This window comes from Streptomyces sp. NPDC047453, assembly GCF_040643155.1.
GTDB lineage: Bacteria > Actinomycetota > Actinomycetes > Streptomycetales > Streptomycetaceae > Streptomyces.
On the sequence record NZ_JBEYTS010000029.1, the window covers coordinates 25,447 to 39,049 of the forward strand.

The window sequence follows — 13,603 nt, forward strand, 5'->3', positions numbered from 1 at the left end:
ACCCGTTCACAAGTCGGACGTGCGACTGGAGAGGCTGCTCGGGTGCAGCTTCACCAATGGGACTCAAGTGACAAATGGGACCAGTGGGTCCACCGCACGGACGCGCCGCGGCACGGTGACCGTTCCGTGACCTCCGTCACGCTCATGAGGGGAGCCTGAGAGTCGGGCTTGGCCAATGATCCGCACGGATGGTAGGCCGAGGGCAATTCGGGCGTAACAGCGAAAGACCATGATCAAAGGCATGATCGCGCGCGCCCGCAATGTCCGTTACGGCGTCAATAAGGAAACTCGACCCTGGGATTTGGCCGCCTCATTGAGCAAATGTGGCGCACCACACGTTTCTTGAAGATATGAAGGAGCCCCTGGTACCGGTTGTTCCCATGTCCCACACCGCTCACATACGCAGCCACCGGAAGCCACGCCGCAGCGCGTCGAGAGTCGCGATGCGGGCCGGAGTTGCCGGCGGCGTCCTCGGCACCCTGGCAGTGGCCGGCACGTCGGCCTCGTCGGCCAACGCCGCCGAGCCGGTGACCCAGACCCTCGAACTGCCCACGCTGACCTCCGACCTGGCCGCCCAGGTGGCCCAGTCCGCGGAGGCCACGGAGCAGGCCGCCGCCAACTACCGGCTGGGCGCCGAGCGCGACGCGGCCGCCGCAAACGCCGCAAAGCAGGCCAAGGCGGACCTGGCCGACGCTCAGAAGAAGGCAGAGGCCCGCAAGAAGGCCGCCGAGGCCGCCCGGAAGAAGGCAGCCGAGGCCGCCCGCAAGGCAGCCGCCGAGCGGGCCTCGCGCACGGCCGAGCGGCCCACGCTCACCGCCTCGGCGAGCGCCGGCAGCACCTCCACGAGCGTGTCCGCGTCGACCGGTTCGGCCGCGGCGGTGATCTCGTTCGCCAAGGCCCAGGTAGGCAAGGCCTACGTCCTGGGTGCCAGCGGTCCGTCCGCCTACGACTGCTCCGGCCTGACGCAGGCCGCCTTCAAGCAGGTGGGCATCAGCCTGCCGCGCGTCTCGCAGAACCAGTCGACCGCCGGCACCCAGGTGTCGCTGTCCAACCTCCAGCCGGGCGACATCCTCTACTGGGGCGGCGCGGGCAGCGCGTACCACGTGGGTATCTACGTCGGTAACGGTATGTTCGTCGGTGCGCAGAACCCGTCCACGGGCGTCGTCGAGCGTCCGCTGTCCTACGACCCGCCGTCCGGCGCGGTCCGGGTGCTCTGAGGCGCCCGCGGACAGCCGTAACGGACTGAAGGGCCGCAGCCGCTCGGGGGCAGCGGCCCTTCCGCCGTTCCCGATTCGCCCGCTTCACCCCGTATGACACGGCCGGGGCCGGCTCGAAGGCGAGCCGGCCCCGATGTCGTGCCCGCGTGTGCTCACGCCTTCGGGGCCACCTTGCTCAGGCCGTTGATGATGCGGTCCATCGCGTCGCCGCCCGTCGGGTCGGTGAGGTTGGCCAGGAGCTTGAGGGTGAACTTCATCAGCACCGGGTGGGTCAGCCCGCGCTGGGCGGCGATCTGCATGACCTTCGGGTTGCCGATGAGCTTCACGAAGGCGCGGCCCAGCGTGTAGTAGCCGCCGTAGGTGTCCTTCAGGACGCGCGGGTAGCGCCGCAGGGCGAGTTCGCGCTGCGCCGGGGTGGCCCGCGAGTGGGCCTGGACGATGACGTCGGCGGCGAGCTGGCCGGACTCCATCGCATAGGCGATGCCCTCGCCGTTGAAGGGGTTGACCAGACCGCCCGCGTCGCCGACGAGCAGCAGCCCCCGCGTGTAGTGGGGCTGGCGGTTGAAGGCCATGGGCAGGGCGGCGCCGCGGATCGGGCCGGTCATGTTGTCCGGGGTGTAGCCCCAGTCCTCGGGCATCGACGCGCACCAGGCCTTGAGCACCTCGCGCCAGTCCAGTTCCTTGAAGGAATCGGAGGTGTTGAGCACGCCCAGGCCGACGTTGGAGGTGCCGTCGCCCATGCCGAAGATCCAGCCGTAGCCGGGCAGCAGCCGGTCCTGGGGGCCGCGCCGGTCCCACAGCTCCAGCCAGGACTCCAGGTAGTCGTCGTCGTGGCGCGGGCTGGTGAAGTAGGTGCGCACCGCGACGCCCATCGGGCGGTCCTCGCGGCGGTGCAGGCCCATCGCCAGGGACAGCCGCGTGGAGTTGCCGTCGGCGGCGACGACGAGCGGCGCGTGGAAGGTGACCTCGCGCTTCTCCTCACCCAGTTTGGCCTTGACTCCGGTGATGCGGCCGGTGCGGTCGTCGACGAGCGGCGCGGACACGTTGCAGCGCTCGAACAGCCGCGCCCCGGCCTTCTGCGCCTGCCGGGCGAGCTGCTCGTCGAAGTCGTCGCGCTTGCGCACGAGTCCGTAGTCCGGGAAGGAGGCGAGGTCGGGCCAGTCGAGCTGGAGGCGGACGCCACCGCCGATGATCCGCAGGCCCTTGTTGCGCAGCCAGCCGGCCTCCTCGGAGATGTCGATGCCCATCGCGACGAGTTGCTTGACGGCGCGCGGGGTGAGGCCGTCGCCGCAGACCTTCTCCCGCGGGAACTCGGTCTTCTCCAGCAGGAGTACGTCGAGTCCGGCCCGGGCGAGGTGGTAGGCGGTGGTGGACCCGGCCGGCCCCGCGCCCACGACAATCACATCGGCGGTGTTCTCGGAGAGGGGCTCAGTCACGGTCACGGCGGGATCTCCCCAAGGTTCGGAATCTGCGTGCCGACCGGCACTGGACATGGGCAGTCTATGCAGGAGAATTGATCACCCGGCTGAAGGGCTGCCCCGTGAACCGACCTCTCCCCGTCGTACGTCTGCGTGTGCCCACCGATGAGGACGCCGTGGCCTGGCACCGGATCTTCGCCGACCCGGACGTCATGGAGTTCCACGGCGGCAGTCCCGCGGAGCTTTCCGTCTACGAGGAACTCACCGCCCGTCAGCGGCGGCACGACGCCGAACGCGGCTTCTGCCTGTGGACGATGCTCGACGAGACCGGCCGCGTCATCGGCTTCACCGGCGCCCAGCCGTGGGAGCGGGACTGGGGCCCCACCGGCGAGATCGAGATCGGCTGGCGGCTCGGCCGCGAACACTGGGGACGCGGATACGTCACGGCGGCGGCCCACATGACCCTGGAGCGGCTGCGCGCGACCGGCCTGACGAGCGTGGTGGCCATGGTCGACTCCCGCAACAAGCGGTCCATCGCGGTCACCGAGCGCCTCGGCATGCGGCTGGCGCAGACCTTCATGACGCCGGTGTCGCAGCGGCAGGGGCACTGCTACCGGCTGGAGCTGTGACCGCGACCGATTACCTTGCGTAATCGACTGCCACAGAAAGGCACTTGGCGCTTCCGGGTGGCACCCCTTGCCGGTTACCCTGCCAGTACCGCTGGGGGTGACGTCTGTGTACATAACACCCAAGACGCCCGAAGTACGCGTGCCGCGCCTGGTCGGGCTGATGGCCGTGGACGCGCGCGAGACCGCCCGCGCCCAGGGCCTGTTCCTCAACGCGCCGGACCGCCCGGACTTCCATCTCGCGGTCGTCGACTACGTCGTCCGCCAGTACCCGCAGCCCGGTGCCGAGGTGCCACGGGACTCCATGGTGTACGTGTGGTTCGACTTCGGCACGGGCGAGGGCGGCGGCGGCGGAGGCGTCCGCGAGCCGCGCGTCCCGCGGCCGCCCACGGGCGGTCTCCAGCGCGAAGTCGACGAACCGGACGATCCGTACGCGGTCAGTCCCGTGTGACGGCCCGCGCGGCCGTCAGCCCTTGAACCCCCGGTGCAGGGACACGATACCGCCGCTGAGATTGCGCCAGGCCACCTTCGACCAGCCGGCCGTGCGCAGCAGCCCGGCGAGCGCGGGCTGGTCGGGCCAGGCCCGGATGGACTCGGCGAGGTAGACGTACGCGTCCGGGTTGGAGGACACCGCGCGCGCCACGGGCGGCAGGGCGCGCATCAGGTACTCGGTGTAGACGGTGCGGAACGGCGCCCAGGTGGGGTGCGAGAACTCGCAGATGACCACCCGGCCGCCGGGCCGGGTCACCCGGTACATCTCGCTCAGGGCCGTCTCGGTGTCCTGCACGTTGCGCAGCCCGAAGGAGATGGTGACGGCGTCGAAGGTGTCGTCCTTGAACGGCAGCCGCGTCGCGTCGCCCGCCGTGAACGGCAGCCAGGCGTGCCGCTGCTTGCCGACCCGGAGCATCCCGAGCGAGAAGTCGCAGGGGACGACGTAGGCGCCGGCGCGGGTGAAGGGCAGCGAGGAGGTGGCCGTGCCGGCGGCGAGATCGAGGATCTTCTGCGCGGGCCGGGCGTCGACCGCCCTGGCGACCTCCTTCCGCCACCGCCGGTCCTGCCCCAGGGACAGCACGTCGTTGGTCAGGTCGTACCGTTCCGCCACGTCGTCGAACATCGAGGCGACGTCGTGCGGCTGCTTCTCCAGGGATGCGCGGGTCACCGGCCCATTGTGGCAGGCGGGGGTGGCGCTTGACGGAAGTGCCCCTGCGGCACGGCTTTCGATGGCAGGCTCGGAGCGCGGTTCCCGGTCCGGAGGCAGGCTCTCTCCGGTCCGGGATCCCGCTGTGTTTGGATTCCAGGACGGACATCACGAGGGCTGGTGCACGCGCAATGAGGAGTTTCCTGACGCCGGTGGCCGGGCTCACCTGCCTGTTCGCCCTGGCCGCCACAGGCTGCTCCTCGATGTCCGACGGCACCTCCGACGCGGCCCCCAAAGCCTCGGAGTCCAGCACCTCGTACGCCCCGTACGTGAGCGCGACGACGGTCACGGGCACCGACTCCGCGGGCTCGCCCACGACGTACAACCTCGCCTTCGTCATCTCCGGCGGCAGTGACTGCACACCGCGGTGGGACGGCATGTTCGGGATGGACGACGCCGAGGTGAAGTCCCGGATCGGGAAGCTGAGGAAGTCGGGCGCCACGCTGCGCGTCTCCTTCGGCGGGGCCTCCGGCAAGGAACTGGCGACGACCTGTGGGAACGCCTCGGCGCTGGCGGACGCGTACGGGAAGGCCCTGGACGCGGCGGGCTCTACCCAGGCCGACTTCGACATCGAGGGCCGTACGCTGACCGACTCCGCCTCCGTCGACCTGCGCTCGCGGGCGATCGCGCGGCTGCAGAAGCAGCGCCCCGGCCTGGAGGTGTCCTTCACCTTGCCCGTCATGCCGTCCGGGCTGGACTCCCACGGTCTGGCCCTGCTGGAGTCCGCGAACGTGCACGACGTGCAGGTCTCGACCGTCAACCTCATGACCATGAACTACGCCGAGTCCTACACCGGCGACATGGGCGACTACGCCCTCACCGCCGCGAAGGCCGCCCACACCCAGCTGAAGAAGGTCTTCGGGTTGTCGAACGCCGCCGCCTGGGAGGGCATGGCGCTCACCTCGATGATCGGCGCCAACGACATCGCCGGCGAGACCTTCACGCTCGAGGACGCGGCCCAGGTGCGGTCCTTCGCCGAGGAGAAGCGGATCGCCTGGGTCTCGATGTGGTCCGCCTTCCGCGACCGGCAGTGCGAGAACGGCGTCCCGCCCCGGGAGGACGCGGCGACCAACTGCAGCGGCGTGAAGCAGAAGCCGGGGGCGTTCGCCCGGGAGTTCGGCGGCTGAGGCGAGCGCTCGGCGGCCGAGGCGGGCTTCGGAGGCCGAGGCGGGCGGCCTCAGCGTCTGCGGTGCACCAGGCGCCCCGCGCACACGGTGGCGAGGCAGGCGCCGCCGCCGTCGAAGACGGCGAGGTCGGCACGGCCGCCCTCCACCACCGCCGCCGGCCGGGGTCCGGCCAGGACGGCGACGTCGTTCCGGGCGGCGGCCTCCCGCAGTCCGGGCGCGTCCGCGTGCCCGGCGAGCACGGCCGTCGCGCCGAGCTTGAGGACCGCGTGCACACGCTCGCGCGGACTCGGCGCGTCGGGCAGCGGCCCTTCGTGGACGCGCGCGGGCCCGAGCACGCCCGGCCAGCGCCGCACGCGCGCGTGCGGAAACCGCCGCTCCAGCTCGGCGAGCGTCCCCACGGCCGCGACCCGGGCGCCCTCGACGGCGACCGCACCGCCCTCGACCGGTTCCGCGTCCCAGTCGGCGCGGACCTCGTCCGCCGCGTGAATCGTCAGCACCCGTACCTCAGTTGGGGGCGAGCAGTTTCAGCTCGGGGTGGGCCGTCCCGCCCGCGATCGCCGTCGACGAGATGTGGGACATCACGCGGTCGTCGACCGGGTCGTTCGCCGGGTCGTCGTGGACGACGAGGTGCTCGTACGTCGTCGCCCGCTGCGCCGGAACCCGCCCCGCCTTCCGGATGAGCTCGATGATCTCCATCCGGTTGGAGCGGTGCTTGGCGCCTGCCGACGACACGACGTTCTCCTCGAGCATGATCGAGCCCAGGTCGTCGGCGCCGTAGTGCAGCGTCAGCTGGCCGACCTCCTTGCCCGTGGTCAGCCAGGAGCCCTGGATGTGCATCACGTTGTCGAGGAAGAGTCGCGCGATCGCGATCATCCGCAGGTACTCGAAGAGGGTGGCCTGCGTACGGCCCTTCAGGTGGTTGTTCTCCGGCTGGTAGGTGTACGGGATGAACGCCCGGAAGCCGCCGGTGCGGTCCTGCACGTCACGGATCATCCGCAGGTGCTCGATCCGCTCGGCGTTCGTCTCACCGGTGCCCATGAGCATCGTCGAGGTGGACTCCACGCCCAGCCGGTGCGCGGCCTCCATGATCTCCAGCCAGCGCTCCCCGGACTCCTTCAGCGGGGCGATGGCCTTGCGCGGCCGCTCCGGCAGCAGCTCGGCGCCGGCGCCGGCGAAGGAGTCCAGGCCGGCCTCGTGGATGCGCGTGATGGCCTCCTCCACGGACACACCCGAGATCCGCGCCATGTGGTCCACCTCGGAGGCACCCAGCGAGTGGATCACCAGCTGCGGGAAGGCCTCCTTGATGGCGCTGAAGTGCTTCTCGTAGTACTCGACGCCGTAGTCCGGGTGGTGGCCGCCCTGGAACATGATCTGCGTTCCGCCGAGTTCGACGGTCTCGGCGCAGCGCCGCAGGATGTCGTCGAGGTCGCGGGTCCATCCCTTCTCGACGTCCTTGGGAGCGGCGTAGAAGGCGCAGAACCTGCACGCGGTGACGCACACGTTCGTGTAGTTGATGTTGCGCTCGATGATGTACGTCGCGATGTGCTCGGTGCCCGCGTACTTGCGGCGACGCACGGCGTCGGCGGCGGCGCCCAGCGCGTGCAGCGGCGCGTGGCGGTAGAGGTCGAGCGCTTCCTCGGGGGTGATCCGTCCGCCCGCGGCGGCACGGTCGAGGACGGCTGTGACATCAGGAGATGTGAGGTCGGCCTTCTCGGTCACCGGCGTCCCTTTCGCAGGATTCGTAAGGGGTTGTGGACAGACCGAACCAGCCTACGTCAGCCGTTTCGCGATGCTGACCTCAGGTTCCGTACGCGCCGATCAGGACTCCGGCGAACGCCCCCGCGATCAGAAACGGCCCGAACGCGATGGCCGTCTTGCGCCCGGCCCGCCGTACGACGACGAGGGCGCCGCCGTACAGCGCGCCGAACAGGAAACCGGCGAAGGTGCCCAGCAGGACGACGGGCCAGCCGTACCAGCCGAGGACGGCGCCCGCCCCGAGGGCCAGCTTCACGTCGCCGAACCCCATCCCGGCGGGGTTGACCAGGAACAGCACGAAGTAGCCGCCGCCGAGCGCGAGGGCGCCGTACAGCGCGGTCGGCCAGTGGCCGGCGTGCCCGGGGACAAGTGCGGCCAGGCCGAGGAGTCCGAGGGCGGCGCCCGCGAGGGGCAGGGTCAGCACGTCGGGCAGCCGCCGCACCCGGAAGTCGACCACCGCGAGCAGCACACCGACCGGCGCGAGCAGCAGCCAGACGGCGAGTTCGGGCCGGTCACCGGTGACGCCGGCGAGGGCTGCGCAGACGAGGGCGGTGGCAGCGGCTGCGGGCAGGGTGCGGGGGCCGTAGGAGGCGTGGGGGCGGGCGGGGGTGGTGGCCGGATCGGTGACGGGGGGTGCGGCCGGGGCACCCTCAGGGGTGGCGGCCGGATCACCAGCCGGCGTGGCGGCCGGGTCGTCGGCAGGGGTCGCGGCCGGATCGTCAGCGGGCGTGGCGGCCGGCTCGCCAACGGATGCGGCAGCCGGGTTACCGGCAGGGGTGGCGGCCGAGTTACCAGCAGGGGTGGCGGCCGAGTTACCGGCAGGGGTGGCGGCCGAGTTACTGGCGGGGGCCGCGGCCGAGGCACCCTCAGGGGTCGCGGCCGGGGCACCCTCAGGGGTGGCGGCCGGATCACCAGCCGGCGTGGCGGCCGGACTGCCGACGGGGGTGGCAGCCGAGTTACCGGCAGAGGTGGCGGCCGAGTTACTGGCGGGGGTCGCGGCCGGGGCACCCTCAGGGGTGGCGGCCGGATCACCAGCGGGCGTGGCAGCCGGGCTGCCGACGGGGGTGGCGGCCGGGTCACCGGCAAAGGTGGCGGCCGAGTTGGTGGTGCACTGCCCGCATCGCCCGCGGCCGATCCAGCCGCGTACCGGATGTCCGGCCGGGCAGCGCTCGCGCCACGGCTCCCCCGACGGCACGGAGAACCGGTACGCGGCCCGCGGCAGCGACGCGCCCGCCACCGCGCCCCACAACGCGGCGGCGGCGACCAGCGGCAGACCGGTCGACGGCACGGTGCTCATCCCGCCGCGGCGACGGCGCTGCGCCAGGCCGGCAGCAGTTCGTCGAGCAGGGCCTCGGTGCGCGGCGGCAGGCCGCGGGCGCCGCCGCGGTCGACGAGGTCGGCGGCGAGCGCCTCGAGGCGGGCGGTGTCGCCGGTGGCGTACGTGGCGCGCAGCAGCTCGTTCCACAGGCGCTCGTCGGACGGGGCGGTGCGCAGCGCGGCGTCCAGCGCCTCGATCGCCTTCTCCGCGCGGTCCCTCTCCAGGTGGAAGGAGGACAGGGCGAGCCCGATGTCCGCGACGATGAGGGGCAGTTGGGCGTCGACGATCTCATGGGTGAGCCACCGGTAGCGGCCCTCGGGCCGGTCGGCGAGCAGCGGTCCGCGCACCACCACCAGTGCGTCGGTGAGCAGCCGGCCGCGTACGGCCCGGTTGTCCGCGCCCTTGCCCTGCGTGGCCTCGTGGTACAGCGAGCGCAGCACGTCCAGGTCGGAGACGACGGACTTGGCGAGGGTGAGCCGCCCGGTGTCGTCCGTACCGAGCCGGGGGGTGCCGTCGGGGTCGGTGCCGAGCCAGGAGCGCAGCCGCTCGACCAGCGCGTCCCGCACGTCGTCGGTGACACCGCGCGGCCACAGCGCGGAGGACAGCACCCGCGGATGCACACCCTCCCGGTGCAGGAGCAGCAGCGCCAGCGCCTCGTGCAGCAGCGCGCTGCGCTCGTCGTCCGGGGTGTCGAGGCCGATGATCTCGTACGGGCCCACGAGCCGCGCGTACACCGCAGGCCGCCCCTGCTCGCTGATGTCGACGAGGAACGGCGGGGTGGGCGTCGGCCCCTCGGGCCCGCTCTCCGGGTCGGCCTCGACGAACAGCTCGACCACTGCCTGCTGTTCGGCCGACGGCAGCATCTGCGCGTCGAGTTCGAGCCCGAGCAGCGGGGCGAGCAGCCTGCCCTCGCTGGTGATCTCCATCTCCCAGGCGGCACCGGGCAGTTCGTCGGACTCCGTGCCGACGAGGTAGCCGATCCCCAACCGGCTGGCGTCGGCGGCGAGTTCGGCGAGCCTGCGGGCGTCCTCGGCTGAGGGCTGAGCGGCCAGCAGCACCAGGTGCGGGGCCCAACGGGTGTGCTGCGCGGGCCCGGTGCGGCCGGTGAGCACGGAGTCGTGCCCGGCGGCGCCCAGCGCGCCGCGCCGCTGCCGCGTCTCGGCCTCCATCGTCTCAAGGAGCGCCTCGATGCCGTCGAGGTGGCGCAGGCGGTTGGGAGCGAGCGGGGTCAGGTCCTGACCGAAACCGACGAGGGTGACGGTCATGCGGTCCGACCAGCCGTTGGTGGCGAGTTCGGCGGCGACCGAGGCGAACACGGCGGCCCGGTCGGAGGCGCGGCCGCTCAGCGAGACGATGCCGGGCACGGCCTCCAGGTTGAGCAGCAGGCGGGAGTCGTCCATGGTTCCGAGGCTGACCAGCCCGGGGTACGGGGCGGCGGTGTCGGCGTCCTCGTACTGCTCGGCGTCGGCGCGCGCCAGCATCCAGAACGTCTCGTCCTGCCCGGTCTGCCAGGGCGCGGGCGGCTTGCCGGCCGGCTGTGCGAGCTGGAGGTGCAGGTCGCCTCCGGTGAGCCAGGCCGCATAGACGACGGGCAGCGGCCGGGACTCGGCGGCGAGGGCGGCCGCGAGGGCGCGCAGGGACCGGTCGAGCCGCCGTACGCCCTCGGGGTCGGCGCCGACCAGCAGCGCGTCCTGCACGTCCAGCGCGTTCCCGGTCGGCGTCGGCGGTTCCATGCCGCGCCGCCCGCCGACGGCGCCGAGCGCCGACTGCCACAGTGCCTGCCGGCGCCGGTGGCCGAGTGCGCCGAGGAGACCGGCGGCGAGGAGCGGGGCGCCGAGGAGGGCTTCGGGCAGTCCGAAGGAACGCCCGGAGGAGGCGGGGGTGGCGGCGGTGTCGCCGGCGTGCTGCTTCCGGTCCTGCCCGGCGTCGGGGGCGGGCCGCTGGGCGGGTACGGAGGCGTGGGAGCCACCGTCCTGCTGATGGCCGCCGCCCTGCGCGTGGCCGCCCCCGCCCTGGGCGTGGTCGCCGGTCTTGGCGTAGTCGTGGATCTGCTGGCGCACCTGCTCGGAGACGCCCGGCGCGCCGTCGGGCATCTCGACGAGTTCGCCGCCGTGCGCGTCCGCGGGCATCTCCATGATCCAGCCGGGCCGGATGAGGCTGGCCTCGGACAGCCGGGAGCCGTCGGGCTGGACCCGGTCCTTGTTGAGTTGGTAGATCTCCTTGTACCGGCGCCCGTCGCCGAGGTGCCGCTGTGCGATCTCCCAGAGCGAGTCGTGGTGGCGCCCCTCGGGCGGCTGGATCCGGTAGTACTTCGTGTCGCCCTGCTTGGCCTCCGCCTTCGCGGCGACGCTCGCGGCCTGCTCGGCGACGGCCGCCGCGGTGTTCGCGGCCTGCTCCCGCTGCTGTCCGAACAGCCCGCCAGGCGTCCGCTGCGCGGCGGCGACGGTCCCCTTCTGGTTCCCCTCCAGGCCGTGCCCGAGCTGCGACAGCCCCGGCGTGAGGCTGGCGGCCGTGGCCCCGACGAGCAGCAGCGCGGCGACGAGTTGCCGCGCGAGCAACTGGCTGGGGCCGGCTCCGGGCACCCGCCCCGGCACCCCGACGCCAGAAAGCGCGGCCTTCATCTCCACGAGCACACAGGCGGTGAACTGCGCCCAGGCGAGCCAGACGACGACCGTCAGGATGTTCAGGAAGGTCTGGACGGTGATCTCCTGCTGGAGCCAGTCCAGGCTCGGCACGCCGTGCGGCAGCGGCCATCCGATCTGCGTGGCCAGTGCCAGCGGCACGCCGACGAGCAGGACGAGCAGGGCCAGGAAGGCGAGGAACGCCTTCACGAAGTCCCCGCCCGTACGCCGCCGCACCCGCACCGGCTGCGGCGTCCGGCTCCTCGGGGCCGTCGAGCCTCCCGTCGGGCTTCCCGTCGAGCTTGAACTACGGCGTCGCGGCATGGCGGGTGTCCTGATGGTGTGTGAAGTGGGTGCGGTAAATGGGGCGTACTGAGCCTACAGAGATCCTATTGACGGGGGCGACACAGCTTCCGTCCCTCAACTTCGGACACCCCCACACCGTTCACAACAGCCACGCCATACCTCTCGACTTCCCCCACAATCCCCCGCCGAGCACCCAAATCCCCTCCTGTCGCCCCTGATAGCTTCGTTGTCCGCTGCACACGTCGTCGTCCTCCGGGGGAGATCCACCGTGGCCCGCCGCGCCCTACCCGCAACCGCCAGCATGCTCACCGCACTTACCGCATTCGCGACCTTCACGCTCACCGCGTGCGGCGGGGGCGGAGACGCCAAGTCCGATGACATCAAGGGGGCGGACACGGGGGCGGCTACGCCTACGGTTTCGGCGTCTTCAGTCGCTGACGCACAGCGCCCCGAGGTCACCATCCCGAGCAGCTTCCGGCTGACCTTCGCGAACTGGACGAGCAGCGACCCCGACGAGCAGGCCGTCCTGAACGACGGCAAGGAGCAGCTGCGGGCCGGTTACGCGGCGATCATCGCGAACAACCCGGACAGCGAGGCCCTCGCCTTCTACGACACCAAGGCGGGCCTCTCCCAGGACCGTGAGTGGATCAAGTCATACACAGGCAAGAACGTCACCGTCATCGGGGCGCTCCCCGTGTTCGATCCCAAGGTCGCACTCTTCGCGAAGAACACGAAGGCCCAGCTCGCCTACTGCACGGACGAGAGCAACGCCCGTACGAAGAACCGGGAGACGGGCAAGGTCGTGGGCAATCCGGCGGGCATGGACCCCAAGGTCGCCTACACCGTCACCATGCAGAAGGACGGACAGGGTGTGTGGCAGACCGTGTCCACCACCTCGAAGAGGGGCGGCTGCTCCTGATGTCGCGGCCCACCGGCATCGTGGCTGCTGCTCTCGCATCGGCCGTGGCGGTCACCCTCTCCTCCACGTCGGCTCACGCCTTCGGTGAAGGCAACACCAAGAACAACGGCAAGAGCAGCGCCAAAGGGAACGCCGGTGGCGACGGAAGCCTCTCGGCCTCCGTCTCCAATATCCGGATCACTTACGTGAGCGGTGGAAACGGCGGAGGCAAGCAGGGCAACCTCGGTACTGTCGACCCCAACTGGAAGCCCCCCGCCTGCTGGTACGAACCGGCCTTCACCCCGGCCGGACTCAAGAAGTTCGTGGACATGGACGGCGGGGGCGACGTCGGCATCCACGAATCGTGGTTCGGCAAGGAACTGTGGACGGACCACTACCGCGACGGCAAACCCGCGGACAACTTCGACCTCCACTCACCGACCAACAGCAGCGCCGACGGCTACAAGGACTACAACCTCGACAAAAACGGCTACTTCTGGCGCGGCGTCGCACCCGACCCCGCCGACCCGGCCTCCTGGGACTGCGGCCGCGTCATGTTCTGGGTCGACGCCGGCAAACTCCCGAACGACCCGAACACCCCCACCCCCAAGACACTCGCCGAGTACGCCTACAACAAGGTCAAGGTCCCCGAGACGGAGATCGAGCTCAAACCGCAGGCGAAGTCCACGGTGAATCTCCCGACCTGGGCCTGGCTGGACAAGGGCACCTTCAAAGAGGTCAAGGTCAGGGCCGACCTCCCGAACACCGGCCTGTGGGCCGAGACCACGGCCAAGCCGGTAGCCCTCCACCTCAACCCGGGCACGGAGGACGCCGAGACCTACCCGTCCTCCGGCAACTGCACGATCAACGACGACGGCTCGATCGGCACCCCGTACACGAAGGGCAACGCGGACAAGACCCCGCCGTGCGGCATCAGGTACCTCCGCGCCACGAACGGGCAGCCGTACCGCCTCAAGGCATCCATCACCTGGCAGATCACCTGGCAAGGCACCGGCGGCGCCAAGGGCGACCTTCCCGACGGCACCTTCGAGACGACCCAGGACATGAACGTCCAGGAGATCCAGTCGATCAACCGCTGAATCACCCGAGGTCGGCCGC

11 protein-coding genes and 2 pseudogenes are annotated in these 13,603 nt (G+C 71.4%); 6 read left to right on the forward strand and 7 right to left on the reverse strand.

The window, feature by feature from the left end:
* Positions 1 to 380 precede the first annotated feature (380 nt).
* On the forward strand, positions 381 to 1,217 hold the full coding sequence (locus ABZ818_RS24035; RefSeq protein ID WP_361418150.1) for a C40 family peptidase: 837 nt from the start codon (positions 381 to 383) through the stop codon (positions 1,215 to 1,217).
* A gap of 152 nt (positions 1,218 to 1,369) precedes the next feature.
* Here ABZ818_RS24035 and ABZ818_RS24040 read toward each other — a convergent pair whose 3' ends face one another.
* The gene (locus ABZ818_RS24040) at positions 1,370 to 2,710 is read right to left on the reverse strand and encodes a geranylgeranyl reductase family protein (RefSeq protein WP_361418153.1); all 1,341 of its coding nucleotides are present in this window, start codon (positions 2,708 to 2,710) and stop codon (positions 1,370 to 1,372) included.
* Positions 2,711 to 2,757: 47 nt separating this feature from the next.
* Between ABZ818_RS24040 and ABZ818_RS24045 the strand changes: the two genes are divergently transcribed.
* Positions 2,758 to 3,264, forward strand: coding sequence for a GNAT family N-acetyltransferase (locus tag ABZ818_RS24045; protein ID WP_361418156.1), 507 nt, complete (start codon positions 2,758 to 2,760; stop codon positions 3,262 to 3,264).
* A 97-nt stretch (positions 3,265 to 3,361) separates the two neighbouring features.
* Positions 3,362 to 3,712: a PASTA domain-containing protein gene (locus ABZ818_RS24050; RefSeq protein WP_361418158.1), complete on the forward strand. Its 351-nt coding sequence runs from the start codon at positions 3,362 to 3,364 to the stop codon at positions 3,710 to 3,712.
* A gap of 15 nt (positions 3,713 to 3,727) precedes the next feature.
* On the opposite strand, the gene ABZ818_RS24055 is transcribed toward ABZ818_RS24050, so the two are convergent.
* Positions 3,728 to 4,420 (reverse strand): demethylmenaquinone methyltransferase, encoded by a 693-nt coding sequence (locus tag ABZ818_RS24055; protein ID WP_361418161.1) that lies wholly within the window; start codon positions 4,418 to 4,420, stop codon positions 3,728 to 3,730.
* A 170-nt stretch (positions 4,421 to 4,590) separates the two neighbouring features.
* Here ABZ818_RS24055 and ABZ818_RS24060 point away from each other — a divergent pair, with 170 nt between their 5' ends.
* Complete coding sequence (locus ABZ818_RS24060; RefSeq protein ID WP_361418164.1) at positions 4,591 to 5,586, forward strand: chitinase; 996 nt, start codon at positions 4,591 to 4,593, stop codon at positions 5,584 to 5,586.
* Between the two features lie 50 nt (positions 5,587 to 5,636).
* On the opposite strand, the gene ABZ818_RS24065 is transcribed toward ABZ818_RS24060, so the two are convergent.
* From ABZ818_RS24065 to ABZ818_RS24085, 5 genes and pseudogenes are all read right to left on the reverse strand, one after another.
* The gene (locus tag ABZ818_RS24065) at positions 5,637 to 6,083 is read right to left on the reverse strand and encodes a hypothetical protein (protein ID WP_361418166.1); all 447 of its coding nucleotides are present in this window, start codon (positions 6,081 to 6,083) and stop codon (positions 5,637 to 5,639) included.
* Positions 6,084 to 6,090: 7 nt separating this feature from the next.
* A complete protein-coding gene (gene mqnC / locus ABZ818_RS24070) occupies positions 6,091 to 7,305 on the reverse strand; it encodes a cyclic dehypoxanthinyl futalosine synthase (RefSeq protein ID WP_361418169.1) in 1,215 nt (404 codons plus the stop codon).
* A 79-nt stretch (positions 7,306 to 7,384) separates the two neighbouring features.
* Positions 7,385 to 7,930, reverse strand: a pseudogene (locus ABZ818_RS24075) (A24 family peptidase); the annotation flags it as partial.
* Positions 7,931 to 8,449: 519 nt separating this feature from the next.
* Positions 8,450 to 8,638: pseudogene (locus ABZ818_RS24080) on the reverse strand (prepilin peptidase); the annotation flags it as partial.
* Positions 8,635 to 11,604 (reverse strand): BTAD domain-containing putative transcriptional regulator, encoded by a 2,970-nt coding sequence (locus ABZ818_RS24085; protein ID WP_361418172.1) that lies wholly within the window; start codon positions 11,602 to 11,604, stop codon positions 8,635 to 8,637. The gene ABZ818_RS24085 and the pseudogene ABZ818_RS24080, both read right to left, overlap by 4 nt.
* 283 nt (positions 11,605 to 11,887) lie before the next feature.
* Between ABZ818_RS24085 and ABZ818_RS24090 the strand changes: the two genes are divergently transcribed.
* Positions 11,888 to 12,505: a hypothetical protein gene (locus ABZ818_RS24090; RefSeq protein WP_361418175.1), complete on the forward strand. Its 618-nt coding sequence runs from the start codon at positions 11,888 to 11,890 to the stop codon at positions 12,503 to 12,505.
* The gene (locus ABZ818_RS24095) at positions 12,505 to 13,584 is read left to right on the forward strand and encodes a hypothetical protein (protein ID WP_361418342.1); all 1,080 of its coding nucleotides are present in this window, start codon (positions 12,505 to 12,507) and stop codon (positions 13,582 to 13,584) included. Before ABZ818_RS24090 ends, ABZ818_RS24095 begins: the two co-directional genes overlap by 1 nt.
* Positions 13,585 to 13,603: the final 19 nt, after the last annotated feature.